Source organism: Streptomyces sp. NPDC006197 (assembly GCF_040613865.1).
Taxonomy (GTDB): domain Bacteria; phylum Actinomycetota; class Actinomycetes; order Streptomycetales; family Streptomycetaceae; genus Streptomyces.
Map to the genome: position 1 here is coordinate 52,061 of NZ_JBEXSZ010000012.1, position 23,354 is coordinate 75,414.

The 23,354-nt window shown below is 70.5% G+C and carries 15 protein-coding genes and 3 tRNA genes; 11 read left to right on the top strand and 7 right to left on the bottom strand.

Annotation, left to right across the window (positions count from 1 at the left end; genetic code table 11):
* Positions 1-30: 30 nt before the first annotated feature.
* The 5 genes from ABZ318_RS06035 to ABZ318_RS06055 all read left to right on the top strand — a co-directional run bounded on the left by ABZ318_RS06035 (position 31) and on the right by ABZ318_RS06055 (position 5,452).
* Entirely contained in the window at positions 31-1,365 is a 1,335-nt protein-coding gene (locus tag ABZ318_RS06035; RefSeq protein WP_356901294.1) for a cytochrome P450, read from the top strand.
* Positions 1,362-1,997 (top strand): NUDIX domain-containing protein, encoded by a 636-nt coding sequence (locus tag ABZ318_RS06040; protein ID WP_356901295.1) that lies wholly within the window; start codon positions 1,362-1,364, stop codon positions 1,995-1,997. Before ABZ318_RS06035 ends, ABZ318_RS06040 begins: the two co-directional genes overlap by 4 nt.
* A 360-nt stretch (positions 1,998-2,357) precedes the next feature.
* Positions 2,358-3,956 carry a prenyltransferase/squalene oxidase repeat-containing protein gene (locus ABZ318_RS06045; protein WP_356901296.1) on the top strand — a complete coding sequence of 533 codons (1,599 nt, stop codon included), beginning with the start codon at positions 2,358-2,360 and terminating at the stop codon, positions 3,954-3,956.
* An 18-nt stretch (positions 3,957-3,974) separates the two neighbouring features.
* Positions 3,975-4,205, top strand: coding sequence for an acyl carrier protein (locus ABZ318_RS06050; protein WP_356901297.1), 231 nt, complete (start codon positions 3,975-3,977; stop codon positions 4,203-4,205).
* Positions 4,205-5,452 carry a beta-ketoacyl-[acyl-carrier-protein] synthase family protein gene (locus tag ABZ318_RS06055; RefSeq protein WP_356901298.1) on the top strand — a complete coding sequence of 416 codons (1,248 nt, stop codon included), beginning with the start codon at positions 4,205-4,207 and terminating at the stop codon, positions 5,450-5,452. Before ABZ318_RS06050 ends, ABZ318_RS06055 begins: the two co-directional genes overlap by 1 nt.
* A gap of 73 nt (positions 5,453-5,525) precedes the next feature.
* On the opposite strand, the gene ABZ318_RS06060 is transcribed toward ABZ318_RS06055, so the two are convergent.
* Positions 5,526-5,990, bottom strand: a complete 465-nt coding sequence (locus ABZ318_RS06060; RefSeq protein WP_356901299.1) for a MarR family transcriptional regulator — start codon at positions 5,988-5,990, stop codon at positions 5,526-5,528.
* 115 nt (positions 5,991-6,105) lie between these two features.
* Here ABZ318_RS06060 and ABZ318_RS06065 point away from each other — a divergent pair, with 115 nt between their 5' ends.
* Both ABZ318_RS06065 and ABZ318_RS06070 read left to right on the top strand, forming a co-directional pair.
* The gene (locus tag ABZ318_RS06065; protein ID WP_356901300.1) at positions 6,106-6,522 is read left to right on the top strand and encodes an organic hydroperoxide resistance protein; all 417 of its coding nucleotides are present in this window, start codon (positions 6,106-6,108) and stop codon (positions 6,520-6,522) included.
* Between the two features lie 255 nt (positions 6,523-6,777).
* Entirely contained in the window at positions 6,778-8,835 is a 2,058-nt protein-coding gene (locus ABZ318_RS06070; protein WP_356901301.1) for a phosphocholine-specific phospholipase C, read from the top strand.
* Positions 8,836-8,948: 113 nt separating this feature from the next.
* Here ABZ318_RS06070 and ABZ318_RS06075 read toward each other — a convergent pair whose 3' ends face one another.
* From ABZ318_RS06075 to ABZ318_RS06085, 3 genes are all read right to left on the bottom strand, one after another.
* Positions 8,949-9,413, bottom strand: coding sequence for a hypothetical protein (locus ABZ318_RS06075; protein WP_356901302.1), 465 nt, complete (start codon positions 9,411-9,413; stop codon positions 8,949-8,951).
* A 161-nt stretch (positions 9,414-9,574) separates the two neighbouring features.
* Positions 9,575-10,000, bottom strand: a complete 426-nt coding sequence (locus ABZ318_RS06080; protein ID WP_356901303.1) for a hypothetical protein — start codon at positions 9,998-10,000, stop codon at positions 9,575-9,577.
* Between the two features lie 177 nt (positions 10,001-10,177).
* A complete protein-coding gene (locus ABZ318_RS06085; RefSeq protein ID WP_356901304.1) occupies positions 10,178-18,859 on the bottom strand; it encodes a DNRLRE domain-containing protein in 8,682 nt (2,893 codons plus the stop codon).
* Positions 18,860-19,189: 330 nt separating this feature from the next.
* Here ABZ318_RS06085 and ABZ318_RS06090 point away from each other — a divergent pair, with 330 nt between their 5' ends.
* Positions 19,190-19,429, top strand: coding sequence for a hypothetical protein (locus ABZ318_RS06090; RefSeq protein WP_356901305.1), 240 nt, complete (start codon positions 19,190-19,192; stop codon positions 19,427-19,429).
* Between the two features lie 481 nt (positions 19,430-19,910).
* Positions 19,911-20,267: a hypothetical protein gene (locus ABZ318_RS06095; protein WP_356901306.1), complete on the top strand. Its 357-nt coding sequence runs from the start codon at positions 19,911-19,913 to the stop codon at positions 20,265-20,267.
* Between the two features lie 714 nt (positions 20,268-20,981).
* On the opposite strand, the gene ABZ318_RS06100 is transcribed toward ABZ318_RS06095, so the two are convergent.
* The 3 genes from ABZ318_RS06100 to ABZ318_RS06110 all read right to left on the bottom strand — a co-directional run bounded on the left by ABZ318_RS06100 (position 20,982) and on the right by ABZ318_RS06110 (position 21,372).
* Positions 20,982-21,055, bottom strand: a tRNA-Ile gene (locus ABZ318_RS06100).
* A gap of 166 nt (positions 21,056-21,221) precedes the next feature.
* A tRNA-Asn gene (locus ABZ318_RS06105) sits at positions 21,222-21,294 on the bottom strand.
* A gap of 5 nt (positions 21,295-21,299) precedes the next feature.
* A tRNA-Asn gene (locus ABZ318_RS06110) sits at positions 21,300-21,372 on the bottom strand.
* Between the two features lie 136 nt (positions 21,373-21,508).
* Between ABZ318_RS06110 and ABZ318_RS06115 the strand changes: the two genes are divergently transcribed.
* Complete coding sequence (locus ABZ318_RS06115; protein ID WP_093876233.1) at positions 21,509-21,820, top strand: hypothetical protein; 312 nt, start codon at positions 21,509-21,511, stop codon at positions 21,818-21,820.
* 28 nt (positions 21,821-21,848) lie between these two features.
* Positions 21,849-23,288, top strand: a complete 1,440-nt coding sequence (locus tag ABZ318_RS06120; RefSeq protein WP_356901307.1) for an FGGY family carbohydrate kinase — start codon at positions 21,849-21,851, stop codon at positions 23,286-23,288.
* Positions 23,289-23,354: the final 66 nt, after the last annotated feature.

Sequence of the window (23,354 nt, forward strand, 5' to 3'; positions counted from 1 at the left end):
CTACGATACGTCATCATGCAATCGCAATGCGTGACGGATGGCATGCTTCCCGACTTCCTCGACGACGACGCCGTGACGGCCTGGACCGCCTCCGGAGCACCCCTCGTCGACCTCCTCCGCCAGGCGCACACGCCGGGCCGGCTGACCGGGTTCCGCCGTGGCGGCCGGGCGGCGGTCCTGGTCACGGAACCCCGGCACGTGCACCAGGTGCTCGGCGTCGGCGGCGACCGGTACGTGAAGCGGTCGCACCGGGCCAGACCCCTCCTCGGGGACGGCATGCTGACCGCCACGGGCGAGGCCTGGCGGTCCCAGCGGAAGCTGCTCCAGGCGATGTTCACGGGCCGGGGCATCCAGCGCTGGGAGCACCACATCGCGGGGGCGGCGGCGTGCGTCGTCGACCGCTGGGCGGAGCGGGCGCGCCGGGGCGCGCCGACCGACATCGCCGAGGACGTGCAGTTCTTCACGGTCGACACGATCTGGCGCTCGCTCACGGACCGGCCCCTGGACCGGGAGACGTACGTCGACCTGGCGGCCGTGCAGGACATCGTCGCCGCGCTCCCCGCCGACGTGGGCGGCTCGGCCGCGCTGCCGCCGGAGGTCGAGTCGGCGATCGCCGCGCTCGACGAGCGGATCCTCCGGGCGCTCGCCGACGCCCGCGTCCGCCACCGGAAGGACGGCGCCGGGGCAGGGTCCCGCGAGCCGGGCGTGATCCGCACGGCGGGCGTGGGCCGCGAGCCGGGCGTGGGCCGCGAGCCGGGTCCCAGCGTCCTGGACCGGCTGCTCGACGCGGCCGCGACGGATCCGGCGTACACGGACCGGCTGATCCGCGACGAGCTCGTCACCCTGCTCGTCGCCGGGTACGAGAGCAGCGCCCGCACGCTGACCTGGGCTTTCGTCCTGCTCGACGCCCACCCGGAGGTCATGGAGCGGGCGTCGGGGGACGCCTCGGCCGTCGAGGCGGTGCTCTCCGAGACGCTGCGGCTCTACCCGACGGGCTGGCTCCTGCCCCGGCACAGCCCGGCGGACGAGACACTGGACGGCTGGGCGATCCCGGCCGGTACGGACCTCCTCGTCTGCCCCTACCTGACCCACCGCGACCCGGAGGTCTGGCCGGAGCCCGAGGCCTTCGACCCCGGCCGCTTCCCGGCCCGGTCGCCGCTGCCGCCCGGCGCGTACCTCCCCTTCGGCATCGGCCCGCGGGCCTGTCTCGGGACGCGGTTCGCGATGCGGGAGATGGAGGTGCTGCTCGGCGCGCTCCTCTCCCGGTTCACGGTCGAGACGACCGGGCCGGTGGGCGAGCCCGTGTTCGGCATCAACCTGCGCCCGGCCGGCCCGCTGCACGCGCGCGTCCGCGAGCGGACGTGAACGCGCCCGCACCGGACAGGCGCCCGTCCGACGCCTTCCCGCCCGAGGTGTTCCCTCCCGACGGGCGCGGCTCCGAGACTCGCGCCGCCGGGAGATACGCCTCTGGGAGGCACGCACCCGAGAGGTACGCCTCCGAGGGGTGCGTCTCCGAGCGCGTCGACTACGTCGATCCCCGGGACCGGGTGGTCGCCCAGGGCGGACGGGCCGCCGGGCCGCCCGCCGGACTGCTCCGCCGGTACGCGGCGACCGTCTGCACCGACCACGCCGGCCGGGTCCTCCTCTACCGGCGGACCGCCTCGGCACCGGCCTACCCGGACCACTACGACGTCCTGATCGGCGGGGCGGTCCGCAGCGGCGAGGAGTACCGGGCGGCCGCGCTCCGGGAGCTCCGGGAGGAGCTGGGCTGGGACCAGGCGCCCGGCCTGACGGAGGCGTACCGGCTCCGCGTCGACGATCCGCACGGCGCCTGCTTCCTGACGGTCCACCGCTGGGTGGCGGACCGCGCGCCCCGGCCGGATCCGAGCGAGATCGCCTGGTGCGGTTTCGTCGCACCGCTCGCGGTCCTGACCGGTGGCTACACCCCGCTGGTCCCGGCCGGCGCGGAGGCGGTACGGCGCCTCTTCCCCGGCTGACCGCCCGGGGCGCGCAGCCCGTACGGCGTCCCTCGCCCCGCCGACCCGACGGGCGCGGAGCCCGTACGACACCTCCCGCACGGCACCTCCCGCCCCGCGAAGCCCGTACCCCGCGGAGCCCGTACGGCACGGGCGCCATGCAGCACGGGCACCGTGCAGCACGACGGTCTCACGGCGCGACGGCCGTGCGGCGCGCCGGCGCGCGCGGCTCGGAGGGTGCGCACAGTGCCTTCCCACCGCCCGAAGCCTCCTGACCACCCCTGCCCCCTGACCACCCACCGGCCACCCCTGGCCGCCCCCACCGCCCGTCCCCGGTCGGGACCCCACCTCTCGTACGACAGCACCGAAGGACACCTCCCCATGACGTACTGCGCGCTGCCCTTACCCGGCGCCTCCCTCGCCGTCCCCGGTCCCCGGCCGGAACCCCTCCCGGGGGCCGGGCCGCTCGACCGCGCCCGGGCGCGGCTCGCCACCCGTCTGGTGGCGGCCGCCGGGCCGGGGGGACTGCTCCGGGCGCCGTGCGACAGCCGGATCCTGGAATCCGCCCTGGCCCTGCGGCTGCTCACGGTGACGGGCGTGGACCCGGACGCCCAGGAGCGGCTGACGCGCCGCCTGAAGACGGCCGTGGACGAGGGCGCCCCCGACCCCGTGCAGGAGGCCGCCGCCCGCGCGGCCCTCGGCGAGTACGTGGACGGGCGGGGCGCGCTCGCCCGGCTGCTCGGCGGCTTCGACCACTTCACGGCCGGACGGAAGCGGCTGATGTTCCAGACGCTCCTGGCCGAGCTGGGCGCCCACCCCTTCCCCGAACTCCCCTCCCCCGAGGCGCTCTTCGAGGCCCGCGGCCAACAGCGGTGGCTGATCACGGAGATGGCCGCCCTCAAGGCCCTGTACGCCTTCGGGACGGGTGCGCCGCGGCTCGTCACGGACGAGGACTGGCGGGCGCTCGAACCCTGTGCGCTGCCCGGCCCGCCCCCGTACGGCAACCACCTCGCCCGGGTCCTCGCGCTGCTCGCGTTGCGGCTGCGCCCCCGGTACGCGAAGGCGGTGCGGGCGCGGGCGCGGGAGCTGCGCGGTTGGCTCCGCGAGGACGGCGGGCTGCCGTTCATCACGGGGATGGACGTGTTCGCGACGGCGACCGGCGGGCTCGCGCTGGCCGGGGCGGGAGCCCCGGCGCACACCCTGCGGGCCCTGGCGGCGGCCCTGGTGGAGCACCGGAACGCCGACGGCGGCTGGGGGTTCGACCGGGGTGTCGGGCAGAGCGACGTGGACGACACCTCGTACTGCGTGGAGTTCCTGCGGGCGACGGGCGCGGTGCTGTTCGGCGCGGAGGTGGCGGCCGGCGAGCGGTACCTGCTGGCCCGGCAGGGCGCGGACGGCGGCTTCCCGACCTTCGAGCACGGCACCGCCTCCGAGGTGGCGATAACGGCGGCGGCCGTGAACGCGCTGGCCCCCGAGCCCGCGCACCGGCCGGCGGTGGAGGCCGCCGTCCGGTTCGTCGTGGCCCGGCAGGAGGCCGCGGGCCCCTTCGAGCGCAGCTGGAGCCTGAACGAGAGCAACGCCCTGTTCCGTACCGTCCTCGCCCACGATTCCTTCCTGGCCGTGGCGCCGGGGCATCCGGCCCGGGCGGAGGTGGCGCGGGCCCGGGCGCGGGCCGTGTCCCGGCTGCTCGACACGCAGAACGCGGACGGCGGCTGGGGGCACGTGCCGTCCGATCCGAGCGACCCGATCAGCACGGCGTACGCGCTGATCGCGGTGGCCCGGACACCGACCGTGCCGTCCGCCCGGGGTGCGACCGGGCGGGCGGTACGCCACCTGCTTGAGCGGCAGCGGCCGGACGGCGGCTTCGTCTCCCGTCCGGACCAGGCGGGGCCCCGGCCGCTCGCGTACCACGTGCCGCTCCTGACGGACGTGTGCGTGCTGCTCGGCCTGAACCACGCGCGCGCGTGCGCCGCGCGCTGAACCTTCGTAAGGAATGCCATGACCTTCGACGAACTGAAGACCCTGCTCGTCTCGCTCGGTCTCGACCCGGCCGACATCGCCCCGGAGTCCACCCGCGAGGAGGCCGGGCTCGACTCGCTCCTCCTCACCGAGCTCGCCCTCGTGCTCCGCAGGGAACGGGGCGTCCCGGTCCCTGAGGAGGAGCTGTACGCGGCGCCCACGGTCGCGGCGATCGAGGGCCTCGTCCGCCGGTACGCGGGGGTGGCCTGATGCCGGGCCCGACGCCGACGGGGGCGGCGGGCACGGGCCGCGGCACCGGGGCCGCCGTCACCGGCATCGGTCTCTTCACCCCGGCCGGCGCGGACGCCGCGACGACCTGGGAGACCGTCCGTGCCGGGAAGGCCACCGCCGCCCTCGAAGAGCGGGACGGCCTGCGTCATCTCGCCTGCCGCGCGCCCGCCCTGCCCGGGGACCTGGGCAGGGCGGTGACGGTGCGGCGGCCCGACCGGAGCGCGCTGCTCGCGCTGGTCGCGGCGCGGGAGGCGCTCGCCGACGCCGGCCTGGACCCCGCCGGCTGGGACGGGGCGCGGGTCGGCGTGGTCGCCGGGATCGGGGCGGGCGGCGTCCTCACGTTCGAGGCGCAGCGCGAGGTGCTGCGGACGGACGGCCCCGGGGACATGTCCCCGTTCGCGGTGCCGGGTGCGCTGCCGAACTCCGTCGCGGGGCAGCTGGCCGTCGAGTTCGGGATCCGCGGCCCGTCGACGGCGGTGACCACGGCGTGCGCGGCGGGCGCCACGGCGATCGGCGTCGCGCTCGACCTGCTGACTCTGGGCCGCTGCGACATCGTCCTGGCGGGCGGGGCCGAGGCGTCGCTGAGCCCGTTCTACGTCGCCGGTTTCGACCGGCTCGGCGCGCTGTCCCACCGGTTCCACGACCCGGCGGGCGGGCTGCGGCCCTTCGACAGGGACCGGGACGGCTTCGTGATGGCGGAGGGCGCGGGGTTCCTGGTCCTGGAGCGCCCGGCGGACGCCGCCGCGCGCGGGGTCCGGCCCCGGGCGCTGGTCACGGGCTACGGGGCGACGTCGGACGCGCACCACGTGGTGGCGCCCCGGCCGGACGGCTCCGGTCTGACGGCGGCCGTCCGGGGCGCGCTCGCGGAGGCGGGCGCGGTGCCGGGCGACGTCGACCTGGTCAACGCGCACGGGACGGGTACCCCGCGCGGTGACACCGTGGAGGCGGCGGTGCTCGCGGCGCTCCTTCCGCACCGGCCGCCGGTGACGTCGACGAAGGGGGTGACCGGGCACCTGCTGGGCGCGGCGGGGGCGGTGGAGGCGGCGCTCACGGTGCTGTCGCTGGCGGAGGAGACCGTGCCGCCGACCGCGAACTTCGCGGAGCCGGGCGAGGGCATCGACCTGGACGTCCCGACGACGGCCCGGGGGGCCCGGCTCCGCCTCGCGGTCTCCACGTCGGTGGGCTTCGGCGGGCACAACGCGGCGCTGGTGATCACGGCGTCGTAAGAAACGGCGGTCACTTCGTAAGGAACGGCGGTCACTTCACAAGAGGCGACCGTCACTTCACAAGAAGCGACCGTCAGCCGCAGGCGGCGGCCACGTCGTCGGGGTCGACCCCGTCGAGCCGGGCGGCCAGTGCGTGGAGGCGCTCCCGCAGCTCTCCGATTTCCGCCAGGTCGAGCCCGGTGGCGGCGGCGATCCGGCGCGGCACGCCGAGGGCCTTCTCGCGCAGGGCGGTCCCGTCGCCGGTGAGGCGGACGGTGACGGACCGCTCGTCCTCGGGGCTGCGGCGGCGCTCGACGTATCCGGCCGCCTCCAGCCGCTTGAGCAGCGGGGACAGGGTGCCGGAGTCGAGCCGCAGGCGCTCGCCGATCCCCTTCACGGGCAGCTCGCCGTGCTCCCAGAGCACGAGCATGACGAGGTACTGGGGGTAGGTCAGCCCCAGCTCCTTGAGCGCGCCCCGGTAGACGCCGTTGAAGGCGCGGGTGGCGGCGTGCAGGGAGAAGCAGATCTGGTTGTCGAGCCGGAGGAAGTCCTCGTCCATGGGGTCCAGGATACGGGAGACGCGCATCACACGCGATTAAGTTGTGCACAACTGAATCGCGCACTAACAATATGAGGGCAGCACGACACGGCCCCTTCGAGGAACGGAAGAACCCATGGACGCGATCTACACCGCCGTCGCCACCGCCAACGGTCGCGAGGGCCGCGCCGTCAGCTCCGACGGCCGCCTCGACCTCCCCCTCGCCCACCCCGAGGCCCTCGGCGGCAACGGTCAGGGCACCAACCCGGAGCAGCTCTTCGCCGCCGGGTACGCGGCCTGCTTCGCCAGCGCCATGGGCGTGATCGCCCGCCAGGAGAAGATCGACATCTCCGAGGTCTCCGTCACCGCCGAGGTCTCCATCGGCAAGGACCCGGCGGACGGCGGCTTCGGCCTCGCGGTCGTGATGCGCGCCGAGTTCCCCGACCACCTCCAGGGCGAGGCGGGCCTCACCCTGCTGAAGAAGACGCACGCCTTCTGCCCCTACTCGAAGGCCACGCGCGGGAACATCGAGGTCGAGCTCGTCGTCGAGTAGTCCGGCGAGTGGTTTTCTGTTGCTTCCCGCACGCCCCCGGTGGTCATCGACCCACCGGGGGCGTGCGGTTGTGAGTTTTCACGTTCGGGCACGGGGGATTCGTCCGCCGTACGACGGGCAGTCATGGGACGGCCTCCTGGCGGTGGTTCACGGGCGCTCTTCTTGGGGCGCCCGTCGGCCGGCCCGCCCGGCTGCCGCACCCGCACCCGCACCCGCACCCCACCGTCGTACTCACACCGGAGGAGCAGACCCCCCATGGCCGACATCAACCGTCGCCGGTTCCTGCAGCTGACCGGCGGCGCCGCCGCGTTCACGATGCTCTCGGAGAGCATCGCCCGCGCCGCCGCGATCCCGGCGCAGGGCGCCACCGGAACGATCCAGGACATCGAGCACATCGTGGTCCTGATGCAGGAGAACCGTTCCTTCGACCACTACTTCGGGGCGATGAAGGGCGTACGGGGCTTCGGCGACCCTCGCCCGGTGACCCTGCCCAGCGGGAAGTCGGTCTGGAACCAGTCGGACGGCAACAAGGTCACGCTCCCCTTCCGCCCGACCAGCGACAAGCTGGGCATGGAGTACCTCCAGGGCCTCAACCACGACTGGGCGGGCGGCCAGAGCGCCTTCAACAAGGGCAGGTACGACAACTGGATACCGGCCAAGACCAAGGCCACGATGGCGCACCTCACCCGTGAGGACATCCCCTTCCACTACGCTCTCGCCGACGCGTTCACCATCTGCGACGCGTACCACTGCTCGTTCATCGGCGCCACCGACCCGAACCGCTACTACATGTGGACCGGGTACGTCGGCAACGACGGCACGGGCGGCGGTCCCGTCCTGAACAACGCCGAGGCGGGCTACGGCTGGACCACCTACCCGGAGCGCCTGGAGGCGGCGGGGGTCTCCTGGAAGATCTACCAGGACATCGGCGACGGCCTGAACGCGGCCGGCTCCTGGGGCTGGATCAGCGACGCCTTCCGCGGCAACTACGGCGACAACTCCCTCCTGTACTTCAACAACTACCGCAACGCCCAGCCGGGCAACCCCCTCTACGACAAGGCTCGCACGGGCACGAACGCCAAGGCGGGCGAGGGCTACTTCGACGTCCTGCGCGCCGACGTGCAGGCCGGCCGGCTGCCCCGGATCTCCTGGATCGCCGCCCCCGAGGCCTTCTCCGAGCACGCCAACTGGCCCGCCAACTACGGCGCCTGGTACATCGCGCAGGTCCTGGACGCGCTGACCTCGAACCCGGACGTGTGGGCCCGTACGGCGCTGTTCATCACGTACGACGAGAACGACGGCTTCTTCGACCACGTGGTCCCGCCCTACGCCCCGGGCTCGGCGGCGCAGGGCCTCTCCACCGCCCCCACGACGCTCGACTACTTCCCCGGGAAGACGGGCTACGTCGCCGGCCCCTACGGCCTCGGCCCGCGCGTCCCGATGATCGTCGTCTCCCCCTGGTCGAAGGGCGGCTACACCTGCTCGGAGACCTTCGACCACACCTCGGTGATCCGCTTCATGGAGAACCGCTTCGGGGTGCGCGAGCCGAACATCTCCCCGTGGCGCCGTGCGATCTGCGGCGACCTGACCTCGGCCTTCGACTTCACGCGCACGGACCCGCAGCCCGCCCCGCTCCCGCCGACGGCCGGCTACTACCCGCCGGACAGGAACCGCCACCCCGACTTCCTGGCCACCGCCCCGGCCGTCGGCACGATGCCCCGCCAGGAGCCGGGCGCCAAGCCGACCCGCCCGCTGAAGTACGCGCCGTACGTGGACGGCGCGGCGGACGTGGCGGCGGGCACCTACCGCCTCACCTTCAGCGGCGGCCCCGCGGCCGGCGCCCAGTTCTACGTGACCTCGGCGAACCGCACGGACGCCCCGTGGACGTACACGGCGGAGGCGAACAAGTCGATCGCGGACACCTGGAACACCAAGTACAGCAAGGGCCTCACCGACCTCACGGTCCACGGCCCCAACGGCTTCCTCCGCCGCTTCCGCTCCCCCGGCAGGACGGCGGTCCCGGAGGTGACCGCCCGGCACAACGCGGCCACGGGCAACCTGGACCTCACCGTCACGAACCCGACGACGTCCGCCACGACCGTCACGGTCACCAACGCCTACGGGGGCACGCCCCAGACGATCACGGTCCCGAAGGCGGCCACGACCACCCACACGGTCACCCTCGCCTCGGGCCACCACTGGTACGACGTGACGATCACGACCCCCGCGTCCCCCGACTACCTCCGCCGCCTCGCGGGCCACATCGAGACAGGCACCCCGGACATCACGGACCCGGGCATCCTGACGTACTGACCCTCCCCCTCCGCCCCGGCGCCGCACAGCCGACGCCGGGGCGGCGTGCCGCTCCTCGTCGGAGGGTTCACCCTCTCCCGGCCTTCCCGCGTCGCGCCGCCCGGCGCATCCCCCTACGCGGCTGTCAGTCGCCGGCCGTCGGCCGTCCCCTGGGGCAGCGGCAGGTCCTTCGGACGACGCGGGACCAGCAGGAAGAGCCCGTAAGCGGATTCGTCGGGGCCCAGCTCGAAGCGGTTGATCACCTTGCCGAGCGGGTTCCACGCCCGTCCGTCGGGCGTCCGGACGCCGACCGACTGCCGGAGCAGTTCGGACGTCATGCCGTCGAAGTCGACCCAGCGGGCCCGCGCCTGCCGGACGAGCACTTCGCCGACGTACGCACCGAGCTCCTGGAGGATCGGTGCGACGCCGGCCGGGTCGCCCGCCCCCCGCCGCAGACCGTCCACCACGCGGTCGACGATGCGCAGGCTGGCCGCGGAGAAGTCGAGGGGAAGCCGCGTCTTCGCGGTCGTGCGGGTGGCGAACGCGGAGGCATGGCCGCTCATGTCGGCGGCCCGCAGCGTGCGGCTGACTCGGTCCATCGGTCCCACCCCTCGTGTATGAACCGGTGTGTTCCCCCGGTCCCCCTGGCACCTCGGGAGGGCCGTGGATTCCCCACGCCCTCCCCAGAACCCAGCGGGACCGGGCGCCGGATCATCACGGGTTCGGCCTGTGATCCCCGTCACACCTTCGGGCGGGTCCGCTATCGGCCGAAGTCGGGGTCGGCGGAAGTACGTCTGTAGCGACACGGATAGGAATAGGGATCCCCTCCGTCCGCCTGGACACTCCCGCTCATCTGCAGTTCCCCCTGCTCCAGGAGGAACGGCAGAGTCTGATGGTCGTTCTGATGATCGAAACGAAGCACCAGGTAGGGCGGCAGGCCGGGATCTTCGTTGACCGCATGCCATTTCCCTTCGGCCGAACGGCGCGTCACCTTCGCGTCCGGGACGGGCCCGTCCCACGCGACCGGGACGTCCTTGCCGGAAAAGGTGTAGTCGTCACGCAGCCGGATGACGGGCGAGCCGCATTTCGACGCCCCGTCCCACCGGCCGACCAATTCGGAATGCTGCACGGCCTTCGGAAGGACAGGGCGGGGTTCGCCCGCCCCGCAAGCGGTCGAGGCGATCACCGTCAAAGCGGTAGTCGCAAGGCCCGCACCGATGCGAAATATGCCTGGCTTCACGCCTTCTACTTCCAGTCGTCTTGGCGGCGGGGCTGCCCCCAGGGATCCCCGGGGGCAGCCCCGCCGTTTTTCGAGGCGCGTCCCGACCGGTCGACCGGCGGGAACGAGCGCGTCAGCCCGTCATCAGAAGAGGCTGCCCAGGAAACTTGTCACGGTGTCCAGGAAGCTACTCGAATCCTCCGAGGACGACGAGGACGAGGACGAGGACTGCGACGGGGCCTTGGGGTCGTTGAGGTCGACCGTCTCCGTCCACGTGACGTCCTGCGTCTTCGTACCGAAACGCCCCGTTTCGTAATACTTGTTGAGGGGCGTGCCGATGTTCTCGCTCCACCAGTCGCTGTACCCGCCGAGCTCCGGAGCGATATGCGTTCCGGAGTTCATGGTGCTGTCGTTGTTCACATGGAACTGAATGACCGCCGTTCCCGCCTCCTTGTCGACGGACTTGACCGTGTATTCCATGTTGTAGGAACCGAGGAACGCCGCGGACATGTTCGACGTGAAGTCCATGAAGACGGTCTTGGTGTTCAGCGAGTGATTCAGACCGTTGTTCTCCATCGTCTTCGTGTCTTCGTTGTACTTCTGGGCCACCGTCGCACCCAGATTGTAGTTTCCGATGTTGATGTTGTCGGTCGCGATCTCCCGCACGCGCTGGACGTGGTAGTGGTCCATCAGCGACTGCGTGAAGGCGTCGTTCCCGCCGAAGTCCCGCTTCCTGGGTCCGGTGCCCGCGACCCACTCGAATCCCAGGTCCACGCCATTGGGGTTACCGGGCGTTCCGAAGCAGCTGGGGCACTTGTCCCGAAGGATCGGCTCCGCCTTGAGCACGGGGCCGGCAAGCGTGTCGGCGGCCGTCGTGACGGCACCGACCCAGGCGTTGGCGAAGTTGTCGTCCCAGGGGCAGAAGTTGCCTCCTTCGCACCAGTCGCTCCAGTGACCGTCGATCTCGACGCCGCTGATCGGGTTGCCGCCGGTGAAGGCGTAGCGGTTCCCGGTGAAGGGGTCCGATCCCAGCCGCATGTCGGCCAGGGCGCCGTTGTACATGTCCCGGCTGGTGAAGCGGTTCAGGCCGGGGCTGTAGTCGCGGAAGCCCATGTCGTAGGTGCCGCTGGCGGAGTCCCAGCGCTTGGCGTTGAAGCGGTAGGGGTTGTACGCCTCCTTGTCGGGCTGGGCGGTGTCGGGCTTGTCGATGCCGGTGAACTCGGCGTCGTTGTTGTTGCCGTAGGCGGTGTAGCCGTAGGTGGACTTGGTGTCACCGCTGGTGTCGGTGAGGGTCTCGACGTCGGTGTGGCCGTTGTAGCCGTAGACGCCGAGCTCCTCGGAGCCGTCGGTGTTGCGCTTCAGCTGCGTCAGGCGTTCGCCCCACGGGCTGTACTGGTAGGACTTGGTGACCTGGCCGGCGACGGCCTCGTTGAGCACCTCGCTGGAGGTGCCGAGGTAGTTGAAGTCGGTGGTCTTGCCGCCGGTGTCCGTCTTGGACGCCGTGCGGTCCAGGGGGTCGAAGACGTAGGTCGTGGACTTCGTCGTGACCCCGTCGGCCTGCAGCTTGGCGTTCTTGACCACGTGGTCGAAGCCGTCGTAGTCCCGGTCCTCGACCACCTTGCCGCCCGCGACGACCGTGTCCAGTCGTCCGTACGGGTCGTAGTTGTAGCTGTTGGTCGCGGCGCCGATGTTCGAGCTGAGGAGCCGGTTGCGGTCGTAGGTGTAGTTGGTCGTGACGTTCTTGATCGTCTGGGTGACGACGTTGGCGTTGTTGTCGTGGACGTAGGTCTCGGTGCCCGCGGCGCTGCCCGTCTTCACGGACTGGGCGAGCCGGTTGACCGGGTCGTAGGTGTAGTCCGTGGTGGAGTTCAGGTACGCGCCGTGGTTGTCGGCGTTCATCTTGGACGCGACGTCCTGCGCCTGGTTGCCGTTGGCGTCGTAGGCGTAGGTGTGCGAGGAGACCAGGGTGGCGTTCGGCTTCTTCTCGCTCTGGGTCTTGAGCGCGCCGTTCAGGTAGTAGGTGTAGTCGACCGTGTTGCCGTTGGCCTTGGTCTCCTTCAGCCGCAGGCCGCGGTCGGTGTAGGTGTAGTCGGTGACCTTCGGCGAGGTGTCCGAGGCGGACTTGCCGACCTTCACCGTCTTGACCAGTTCACGCAGGTCGTAGACGTACTGCGCGTACTGGTCGGGGTGGGTCGTCGTCTCCTTCTGGCCGTTGGCGTCGTAGGTGAACGACGTGGCCTTCTTCTCGACGCCGGCGAGGGACTCGCTGACCTTCTGGACCTGGTTGAGGCCGGTGTAGGTCATCGTGTACGTGTCGATCTTGGCGCCCGAGGAGCTGTCCGTGATCGACGTCAGGTTGCCGTTGAGGTCGTACGAGTAGGTGAAGTTCTTCTTCTCGTTGTCCGTCTCGGTGACCTGGCGGACGATCTTCACCGCGTCGGCGACGACCTTGCCGGAGGCGTCGGTCGCCAGGGTGATCCTGGACGTGTTCCCCTGCTTGAAGGTGAACGAGCCCAGCGAGACCCAGGTGCCGCCACCGGTGGTCTGGTTGACCGTCTTGTCGGTGGTGCCGCCGCCGTGGGTGACGGTGTACTTCGCCGCCGTGGAGGCGCCCGAGGTCGTCGGGTACTTCGCGTAGGCGGTGTAGCTGCCGTCCTGCGGAACGTTCAGGGTCCAGGTGAACGTGTCCGTCGACGCGCCCGCCGCGTGGGTGCGGTGGCCGTAGCCCTGCTGGCCGGTGGCCGAAGCCGTGGCCCAGGTGCCGGTCGCCGAGACGGTCTGGGTGTCGGAGTCGTCGGCCACCACGACGTGGGCGCCGACCGGCACGCCGTCGTCGGAGCGGGCCTGGAGGCTGCCGTCGGGGTAGTACGCCCAGCCCTGGGTCCGCGAGCTGGAGCCGCCGGCGGAGGTGAGGGTGCGCGAGACCTGCTGGCCGGTCTGGTTGTAGCCGTAGGAGGTGACGATGTCCCACGGATCGGTGGACGTCTTGGTCCAGCCGTTGTCGAAGTAGGTGTAGTCGGTGTCGTTGCGGACCGTCTGACCCGCCGACGGCGGCGCGGAGACCCGCGAGGTGCGGCCGACCGCGTCGTAGGTGGTCTGGGTGTAGACGTTGGGGTCGTTGTAGCGGGCGTCCGCCGGGTCGTAGGGCTGGAACTGCTTGACCGGCCGGTTGAGCTTGTCGTACTCGGTACGGCTGGTGAAGTCGTCCACGGCCGCGGTGGCGGTGCCGCGCGGGCTGATCACCTTGGTGGTGTTGCCCATCTGGTCGTACTCGAACCTGGTCGTCCGGACCGTGGTGCCCTCGTAGGGAACCTTCTGCTCGATGACCTTGCCACGCTCGTCGTAGACGGCCTGGGACTTGTTGCCCTCCTTGTCGGTGCTCTCGACGACCAGGGAGTCCCTGTCGTAGGTGGTGGTGGTGTACTTGCCGGCCGCGTCCGTGACCTTGGTCACCCGGTGGTTGAGGTCGTACGCGGTCTTGCTGGTGTAGTCGGTGGTGTCGGCGGTGGCGTTCTTCTTCGGGTCGATGACCGTGACCGGGTTGCCGACGTTGTCGTACTCGTAGGAGACCTTGTCGCCCTTGGCGTTCACCACCGACACGAGCTGGTAGATCTCGTCGTAGGTGTTGGTGGTGACGTAGTCGTCCGGGACGGAGGTCGTCGCCACGCCCTTGGGCTCGGTCGTGGTCTTGAGGTTGCCGACCCTGTCGTAGGTGTAGCGCGTCGTGCGACCGCTCAGGTTGTTGTCCGGGCCGGTCGTCCCGGTCACCTGGTCCGCGGAGTCGTAGACCGCGGTGGAGACCACGCCGTCCGCGGCGGTGCTGGTGGTGACGTTGTCGTTGGCGTCGTACACCGGGGCCGGGGTGGTGATGAAGACCCCCTGCGCCTGCTGCTTGGGCAGCTTGTTGACCAGCGGACGCCGGAAGACGTCGTAGGTCTGGGTGGTGGTGGTGCCCAGCGCGTCGGTCACCGAGGTGACCTGACCGCGCTCGTCGTAGACGAACGAGGTGGCGTGGCTCTCCGCGTCGGTGATCGTCCTGGGGTAGCCCATGACGTCGAAGTCGGAGTTGACGGTGGCGTTGCCGTTGGCGTCGGTGGCCTTGGTCAACTGCCCGTAGGCGTCGTAGTCGTACGTGGTGGTGTAGTCGTCGGGCACCGAGGTGGTGGCGGCGCCCTTGGGGTCGGTCACCGTCTTGAGGTTGCCGAAGGCGTCATAGCCGAACTGCCACTTGCGGCCCTCCGGGGAGGTCTTGGTGGACAGATCGGCCGAGAAGCCGTCCGCACGGGTCTGGTACGTGTAGACCGTCGGCGCGGTGCCGTTCTTGTTGGCCTCCGCGTCCTTCATCGTCAGCGGGTTGCCGGTCTTCGGGTCGTACGTCCAGGTGGTCTGGGCGCCCTTCGCGTCCTTCATGAGGACGACGTTGTTGTCCGCGTCCCAGGACATGTCCACGGTCTCGGACTTGGCGTTGGTGGCCTTCACCTGGCGGCCGAAGTCGTCCAGGACGTAGTCCGTGACGTGCGACTCGGCGTCGGTGACCTTGGTGTCGGTGAACTTCGTGTTCGTCGTGTCCGCCTGGTAGGCGAACGTCGTGTCGTTGTTCAGCCGGTCCGTGATGGTCTTGGTCCACCAGTGGTACTTCGGGTCGTCGCCGGTCTGCGGGGCGTGGTAGGCCAGCTTGGTGGCGTTGCCCCGGGGGTCGGTGGCCGACACCATCTTGACGTTCTTGTTGCCCTGCGTGGCGTCGTAGACGAACTTGAACACCTTCGGCTGCGAAGAGCCCACGCCGTCGGTGAACTGGCCGAGCAGACCCTTGTCGGTGTACCAGAAGTTGATCTTACGACCGGAGACGTCGGTGACCGACTTGATGTGGTCGTAGATCTTGGAGTTGGTCAGGTTCGAGCCCGTGGCGATGGTGCCGGTGCCCGAGACGTACTCGTAGGAGTTGTCGCCCTTCTTGAAGTAGTCCACCGTCAGCGTCTGCCGCGACGCGGGGTCGGTGACGTACTTCAGGAACTTGGTCGGCTTGTTGTTGGACTTCCGCTCCTCGTAGGTGAACAGCATGGTGTTGCCGTTCTTGTCCACCGTGGAGGTCAGATAGCCGTCGCAGCCGAACAGGAAGCGGGAGCCGTCGGGACGGATCATCGTCCAGGCGTCCGGAACCGGGTCCTTCAGCGGGGTGCAGTCCAGCCCCGCCTTGGCGGCCAGCTTGTAGTGCACACCGGCCGGCGCCTTCCACGAGCTCGTGGCCGAGTCCCAGCGGAACACGTGGGTGGTGCCGTCACCGTCGGGCAGGCGCACCTCGGTGGGGTGGGGGTTGGGGTGGAAGTCCAGCGGTGCCCCGAGCCGGATCGGCCCTGACGCCTGCATGGACCAGCCGTAGCCGGAGACCGTGTCGGAGGTGTCCAGGCTGTTGTAGGCCAGCCGGAAGAACGTGTTCAGGCCCCGGCCGGGGTTGTTGAACGCGTTGTACGACCACACCACGTTGCCGGAGGCCATGTTGTTCATCATGCTGGCGCCGGCGCCGGTGTTCTTGCCGGTGTAGCCGTAGAACTTCTCCAGGCCGAGCTGGTTGGAGGTCGGGTCCTCCACCGCCACGTTCTGGGCCAGGCCCGGGATGCCGGAGGTGCCCGAGGTCCAGGTGCCGGCCGTCTTGTTGTAGACGTCCCAGGTCAGGACGTAGTCGGTGCGCTTGTTGCCGTTGTCCGAGTTGATCGGCGTCTTCACCTGCGCCTGCAGGCTGACCGAGCCACCGGGGGCGACGTTGGACGGCAGGGCCGTCTGGACCTGGTTGCCACCGGTCGTCACGTCCGTGCCGTCGGGCAGCGACCACTTGTAGGTCAGGACGTGATCGGCCGTGTTCCAGGTGGAGGCGGTGGTGTTGGTGAGGGTGAAGTCGACCGTGTAGTCGCTGTTCGGCGTCATGCGGGCCGGGGTCTGCGGCGCGTAGTACGTCGACTCCGTGGTGGAGTCGACGTACGTGACCACGATCCTGGGCGCGAGCCGCGGTTCGGCGCCCTCGGACGACAGGAACAGCGTGCGCTCCTGCGAGGCGGCCTCGTCGGCCATCTTGATGGCCACGCCCTTCTGGGAGGCCGGGGTGGTCACCCAGGACTGCGCCAGCGAGGTGACGTTCCAGTCGTGACGGGCCGGGTCGTTCGTCATCGCCCCGGTGTCGGCCGTCACGGCGCCGAAGTCGCCGCCCTGAACGATCCAGCTCGTGGCACTGTCGGCCTTGACCCAGGTGGCGGCGGCCTCGTCGAAGTCACGCGTCAGCGGCCGCAGCTCGTAGACCGCGCCGGTGGTGTCCTGGGCGGTCTGCGTGGACCACAGGCGCACGTTCGCGTCCAGGACCCGGGCCGTGGCGGGGATGCCCAGGGCCGGGAACTTCAGCAGGGCACGGGTGTCGCCGTAGGTGGCGGAGTTGTTGCCGACGGACAGCCAGTTCTTCGCACCGCTGTCGTCGATGGTGTCGTGCGCGAGGGTGGGCTGCGCCGAGGACAGGGTGGTGTCCTGCGAGGCGGCGAACACCTTCGTCGTACGGCCGGCCTTGGGCAGGCGTACGAGCTGGGTGGGCGCGGCGACGACCTGCCCGTCCTTCGTCTTGACCGCGACCATGTAGTAGTAGGCGCGGCCGTACGGGTCGGGGTCGTCGGCCTTCGTCGGCACCGCGGAGGTGTCGGTGTACGACGTGGTGCCGGGCGCGACCGGGGCCACGAGGGTGGCGGCGGAGGGGGTGAAGGTCTGGCTGACGGACCGGTGGACCTGGTACTCGACGAGGTCGTCGCCGGTCGAGGTGGACGGGTCGTTGTACGTCGACCAGGCCAGTTCCGCGCCGGTGTCGTGGATGGTGGTCGGGGCGGAAAGGTCGACGCCCTGACGGCCGAAGGTCAGCACGAGACGCGGGTAGTTGGCGGTCTCGCCGCCGTACCCGAACTCACTGCCCTCGTAGCGCGGACCGCCCTTGGGGCCGTTCGCGGACTCGTCACCGGCCTTGATCACGAAACCGTTGTTGACGTTCGTGCCGTCGATCCAGGACTGCACGGTCTTGGTGACGGGGAAGGAGTGCCAGGTGTTCAGCTCACCGGGCTGCTTGGTGACCACACCGCCCTTGGTGAACCGGACGGCATCCGCGATCACGGAGGTCGCGGTCGAGACAGGACCGTCACCGAGGACGATCTTGCCGAGGGTGCCGGCCTTGAACGGATGCGAGCCCAGCGTCTTCCACACGCCGGCGGTGCCGGCCTGCTGGTTGACGGTGTAGGCCTTCGTGCCGCCGTCGTAGGTCACGGTGTACGGCGCGTTCGTGGCACGGTCGGAGGCCGGGACGTAGTGCGTCTCGACCTGGTAGGTGCCGTCCTCGGGCAGGCTCGGCTGCCAGGTGTACGTGTCACCCGCGACCGAGTCCTTGTTGTACAGGTAGTCCTGGTTGACCGCGTACTGCGTGTAGGCGGTGTTCCCGGAGGCGGGCCAGGCGCCGACGGCGGCGGTACGGCCGGTGTCGCCGTCGTCGACGACCACCGCCGTACCGGACAGCTCACCGGTGATCGCGTTGGCGTTGTTCCAGGTCGCCCCGGACTCCGTCCACGCCTGGGTGGCGCGGTGCGCCTCCAGCTGGACCTCGGTGTCACCCGTGGTGTGGGTCTGGTCGAAGTACAGCTTCAGGTCGGCCGAATCCAGCTTGGTGCCCGCCGGGATGCTGCCGACCGGGAACCGGATCAGGGCACGCGAGGCGCCGGTGCTCGTGTTGCCGACGGACAGACGCCAGTTGTCGTCGTAGTTCGTCGCCGCACCGTCCGAGGAGATCATCACGTCCTGCGCCGTGGTCGGCGTCGGAGCGATCGAGATCGTCGGGTCGATGGTGACCGGGTACTGCCGCTCCGGGGCGGCCAGCCACTTCGCGTCCGGCGTGACGACCAGGTTCCAGCCCTTGCCCGACTTCACGAGCTTCTGGGTGACGTTCCCGCTGTAGGCGGAGCCGTACGGCGCCTTGGCGTCCTTCTTCGCGTCCGTCATGAACGCCGCCGGAATCACCAGAACAGGGTCGGCGCCCTCACCGAAGAAGGAGACGGAGCCGTCCTTGTTCGCCTTCGGCGTCAGCCCGCCCGCGTCCAGGGTGAACGTGAAGGACACCGGGCCGGACGGCTTCGCGTCCAGGACGATGTTCTCCTTCACCCGGCCCGGACCCACCTGGTACGACAGATCCGCACCGGACACCGCGTCCTGGTACGTGACCGTGTCGCCCTTGGCCACCGGCGCGAGCTTCCCCGCACCCTTCAGACCGAGGGTCACCGCGTGGCCGGTTCCCGACTCGAAGCGGAGCAGCTTGCCCGCGTCCGAACCGAACCAGCTGGACGCGGCGTTGGTCGTGTTGGAGAAGGCGAAGCCCTCGGCGTCGGACGGGACGACCGTCGGGTCGATGTCCTTCCAGGACTTCCCCGCCCGGTAGCCGGTCGGGACGGCCGACACCTCGGCCTGCACCCGGCCGTCGGACAGCTGCCAGTACCGGGCGTTCGCCGTCCGCTTCCCGGTCAGCTCCGCGACCCGCTTCGGCTTCGGCGCCGCCTTGCCCTTCGGCAGCTTCTCCCGGCTCGGCAGCACCGGAGCCCCACCGGTCGACGACGCCTCGGGCCCGCGCGGCCCGTCCTCGTTCCCGTCGTCCGAGAACCAACCCGCGACCGTGTCGAAGACGCCCTTGTCGTCGTCCGTCGCCGGTGACTGCGGAGCCCCATAGGCGACCTGCGGCAACAACGTGCCTGCTACCGCCGACACGACAAGACAGGAGAGATATCTCCTGTACGGAACTTTCACCTCAATACCTTTCGGCATCGACGCACCCGCATCGCCGCACGCGAAATGGGCACGCCGAACGAGCCGGTGCGGCGGTTTCCGCCCGACTTGGAGCAATCCGGGGTGATCGCGCGAAAATACGAGCCACGAGATCACGGGTATTGCAGCGGGCTTTCTAACCACTCCTGCGAGGCCCGGTCAACCCCTGCGACATAAAGGACAATCGACTGGTCGAAGGGGGTGCGGTTCGCCCGATTCTTCCGCTCGCTCGCACTCGGCCGACGGCGTGGTGTATAACCACCCGGTTCATCTACCGACCAACCGAAAGCCGGCTCTCTCATGTCGTCCGATGAACGTACGGAAAGCACAGTGCGGGAGGAGAACGAACACGAGAGCATGGAAGGCCCTCCGGGCCGGCGGGGGCTGCTGACCATCGGCATCGCCCTGCTCGCCTGCTTCGGGCTCGTCGGCTGCGGCACCCTCGACGGCAAGGGCGGACAGGCGTCCTGCACGCTCGCAATCCGCGATAAGCACGTCCAGCGCGCCACCGCCACGGGCGCATTCGGACGTGCCCCGTGCACGGAAGAGACTCAGACCCGGCAGGGATGATTCTCGCCCACCGGATTCCGGATCGGCGATTCGCCCGAAATCTTCATGCGGCTGCGATCCGGTGGCGCGCCGCCGCACAACGGCGCCGATTTCTCCGGGGAGATCGCCCTCCTCAGGCTTGTGCCGACCACCGCCCATTCCCCGGCTTTTCCCCGTACCCGACAAAGGGCCCCTCCACGCTTCCCGAAAACTCTCCTACCCCTGCGCATTCGCCAGGCCCTACCATGAATGCCGCGCCTCCGGGCATCACTCCAGAGGAGCGGGGGCGCGAAGGCACCCGGGGCAGCGTGTCCCGAGGCGAGGAGAAGAACCGATGAAGTCCCGCCCTACCGTGAGAGGCCTCCTACTGGTCCCGGCGGCCACTCTCGCCGCAGGGCTGACACTTGGCGGCTGTACGTCCGCGCCCTCGGACCGCGTCACACGCACGGCTCCCTCCCCCAGCTGGGAGAAGGGAGCCGGCGCACCAGAGGCGGCGGCGTTCATGAAGATCCAGATCCCCCAGGGCGCAACGGAGGTGAAGGGTGCCGTACGGGTTCAGCCGCAGGAGAACGTCCACCTGCTGTCCTTCGTCACCAGCGAGCAGACCGCGGAGGCGATCACCAAGGACCTGCACCCCGACCATCCCCTGGCCGTGGAAGGGCCGTCATCCTCGTCGTTGAGCGGAGAGGGATTCAAGCACCTCGATCTCACTCCGCCGCAAGAGCTCACGAACGTGCGGACGACAAGTGCGTGTCCGCCCTGCGTCGGCGACTCAAGGCGTCGCCACGTCCAAGGCATCGAGATCCACATCGGCGAGGTTCCGGGGGATCGCGTGCGGGTCTACCTGGCGGCGTACTGACCGGCCCGGCACCGAGACCGCTTGACAGAAACGACTGAGGAGAACCGGTGAGGATCAATCCCGTCTTCGTGAGGGGCTCCCTCGGCTCTCTCGTCTCCGCCCTGTTGCTCGCCTCGTGCTCCACCGGATCCCAAGACCGGGTCGCGCGATCCCTACCCGTACTGGGAGCTTCGGGCACTTGGGGCTGGCGGAGCCGCAGGCGTTGAAGGGTGTCCGTTGGGCGGGAGTGTGTCCGCCGTGCGTGAAGGACCACCGCCGTGGCGGCGTCCAGTGGATCGACGTCTACGTGCACGACGTGCCGGGCGGCAAGGCGCGGGTGTACCTCCACGCCTTCTGACGTCCTGGAGGTGCTGAGCGCCGATCCAGTGAGCTCGACGGCCGTCGCGTCCCACGGCACCGCCGCGCTCTCGCCGTCGGTCCGGCCGCGTCCCACTCGTGTGCGCGGGCCTCCGGCCGCCTGAGCACCGGAGTGTCGACAAGGGGACAGGAATTCGGCTCGGTGTGCGGCGTGTCACACCCGGGAGCCGTGGGATCGCCGTGGGATCATCGTCATGGCTTCACACGCGCGTGCCACCGAAAACCCCGGGTCAGAACGGCCCGGGCCCGGAGAGTCAGGCCGGGGGCGCCCGCCTCGCCTCATGGGCGAGGGGTGGACGACGCCTGCGAAAACACCCCTTCAGGGGCATTTTCGCAGGTCAGAACGTTTTTCTTCGGTGGGGCGGGTGGGACTCGAACCCACGGCCGACGGATTATGAGTCCGCTGCTCTAACCGGCTGAGCTACCGCCCCGAACGGTGAGGCGCGTACATGTGTGCGCGCCGTCTGCCGCAGCATAGCCGCTCATACGATCTCCTGCTCCGGATGATCGGCTCTGCTCGTCCATGAAGACCGCGCCGCGCTCCGGATGGTTCCCGGAGACGCGAAAAAGGACCCCGAAGGGTCCTCTTCCGTCTCGCTCCCCCGGCTGGACTCGAACCAGCAACCCTCCGGTTAACAGCCGAATGCTCTGCCAATTGAGCTACAGGGGATCGCGCTCCCCCGACTGGACTCGAACCAGTAACCTGCCGGTTAACAGCCGGCTGCTCTGCCAATTGAGCTACAGGGGATTGCTGCGTTGCACCGATCGGATCCACCTCGGGCCTCCCCGGGCGGCGCTCGCTCGCTGCGAGACATACATTAGCGCAAGCAGGGGGGTGCTCCGCCAATCGGTATCCCCAGGGCCTCCAGGGAAGGATCGCAGCCGTGCGGTACAAGCTGACGTTCGTCGTGGGACTCGCCCTCGGTTACGTGATCGGCACACGGGCCGGACGCGAGCGCTACGAGCAGATGAAGAAGTCCGCCAAGGAGTTCGCCGAGAACCCGGCCGTGCGGAACGCCGCCGAGACCGCCGCCCAGACCGGCCGCCAGGCCGCGGGCAAGGCGGTGCACCTCGTGGGCGACAAGGTCGGCGACCGGCTGCCGTCCTCCGTGACCGACCGGGTCCACGCCCTGCGCGGGCGCGGCATGGGCAACGGCAAGGTCGACGAGGAGGACTGGGGCACCAGCAACACCTGAGCCCCCGCGTGCGGCAGAATCATGTGTCATGGGGATAGTCGCCGGACTGGACAGCTCTGCGGAGTTCACACGCATCGTCGTCTGTGACACGGACACGGGTGCCGTACTGCGGCAGGGGTACGCCGCGCATCCCGGCGAACCGAAGGCCGTCGACGTCGATCCGCAGACCTGGCTGCTCTCGCTCGGGGAGGCCGCCACCGGCGGCCTCCTGGAGGGCGTGGAGGCCATCGGCGTCTCCGCGCAGCAGCACGGGCTCGTGCCGCTCGACGCGCAGGGCGGCCTGGTGCGGCCCGCGCTGGTCCGCAACGACAAGCGGGCGCAGGTCGCCGCCGCCGACCTCGTCGAGTCGCTGGGCGGCCGGCAGGCCTGGGCCGAGGCCGTCGGCAGCGTGCCCGGCGCCGGGCAGCCGGTCGCCAAACTGCGCTGGCTGGCCCGCGCGGAGCCCGAGAACGCCCAGCGGGTCGCCATGGTCCTCCAGCCCCACGACTGGCTCGTCTGGCAGCTCCTCGGCCGCCCCGCCCGCCGCACCACCGACCGCGGCGCCGCCTCCGGCACCGGCTACTGGTCCACGCGGACCGGGGCCTACCGGCCCGACCTCGTCGAGCTGGCGCTCGGCCACCAGGCGGTGCTGCCCGAGGTCCTCGGGCCCTCCGACGCCGCCGGCATCACCCCCGAGGGCCTCCTCGTCTCCGCCGGCACCGGCGAGACGATGGCCGCCGCGCTCGGCCTCGGCCTCGGTCCCGGCGACGCGGTGGTCTCGCTCGGCGCCTCCGGCTCCGTGATGGCCGTGCACCACGAGGCCCTCGCCGACCCCAGCGGCATGATCACCTCCTTCGCCGACGCCACCGGCATGCACCTGCCCGTGGTCTCCACCTCCAATGCCGTACGGGCGCTGCGCGGGACGGCCGAGATGCTCGGCCTGGACAACCTCGACGAGCTCTCCGCCCTCGCCCTGAAGTCGACGCCCGGTGCCTCCGGGCTCGTCCTGCTGCCCTATCTGGAAGGCGAGCGGACCCCGAACCTGCCGCACACCGCGGGCACGCTCAGCGGGCTGCGGCGCGAGTCGATGAAGCCCGAGCACCTGGCGCGGGCGGCGTTCGAGGGGATGCTCTGCGCGCTCACCGACGCCATGGACGTGCTGCGCGGGCGGGGCGTCGAGGTGCGGCGGGTCTTCCTGCTCGGCGCGGCGGCCGCCCTGCCGGCCGTGCAGGCCCTCGCGCCGGCGCTCTTCGGCGCCCAGGTCGTCGTCCCCCAGCCGGCCGACTACGCGGCGCTCGGCGCGGCCCGGCAGGCCGCATGGGCGCTCGGGGTCGCGCGGGGCACGCTGTCCCCGTCCGCTCCCCCGCCGTGGCAGGGCGCGGTCGCGCAGATCCTGGAGCCCGGTGACGATCTGTCGGCGGGACAGGCGGTGCGGCAGCAGTACGTGGCGACGCGGGAGCAGATCCACCCGGGCGCGTTCGGTTCGTAAAGTCTTGCCCCGGGCTCCGCCCGCACCCCTAAACCGAGTCGTAACGCTCCCGGGGTGCGGGCGATA

Bases quoted from the DNA above. Each gene is read 5' to 3' on its own strand.
- ABZ318_RS06075 (WP_356901302.1), bottom strand. From the start codon at position 9,413: ATGGACCGAGTCAGCCGCACGCTGCGGGCCGCCGACATGAGCGGCCAT.
- ABZ318_RS06050 (WP_356901297.1), top strand. From the start codon at position 3,975: ATGACCTTCGACGAACTGAAGACCCTGCTCGTCTCGCTCGGTCTCGAC.
- ABZ318_RS06055 (WP_356901298.1), top strand. From the start codon at position 4,205: ATGCCGGGCCCGACGCCGACGGGGGCGGCGGGCACGGGCCGCGGCACC.
- ABZ318_RS06120 (WP_356901307.1), top strand. From the start codon at position 21,849: ATGGGGATAGTCGCCGGACTGGACAGCTCTGCGGAGTTCACACGCATC.
- ABZ318_RS06095 (WP_356901306.1), top strand. From the start codon at position 19,911: ATGAAGATCCAGATCCCCCAGGGCGCAACGGAGGTGAAGGGTGCCGTA.
- ABZ318_RS06060 (WP_356901299.1), bottom strand. From the start codon at position 5,990: ATGGACGAGGACTTCCTCCGGCTCGACAACCAGATCTGCTTCTCCCTG.
- ABZ318_RS06070 (WP_356901301.1), top strand. From the start codon at position 6,778: ATGGCCGACATCAACCGTCGCCGGTTCCTGCAGCTGACCGGCGGCGCC.
- ABZ318_RS06065 (WP_356901300.1), top strand. From the start codon at position 6,106: ATGGACGCGATCTACACCGCCGTCGCCACCGCCAACGGTCGCGAGGGC.
- ABZ318_RS06045 (WP_356901296.1), top strand. From the start codon at position 2,358: ATGACGTACTGCGCGCTGCCCTTACCCGGCGCCTCCCTCGCCGTCCCC.
- ABZ318_RS06085 (WP_356901304.1), bottom strand. From the start codon at position 18,859: ATGCCGAAAGGTATTGAGGTGAAAGTTCCGTACAGGAGATATCTCTCC.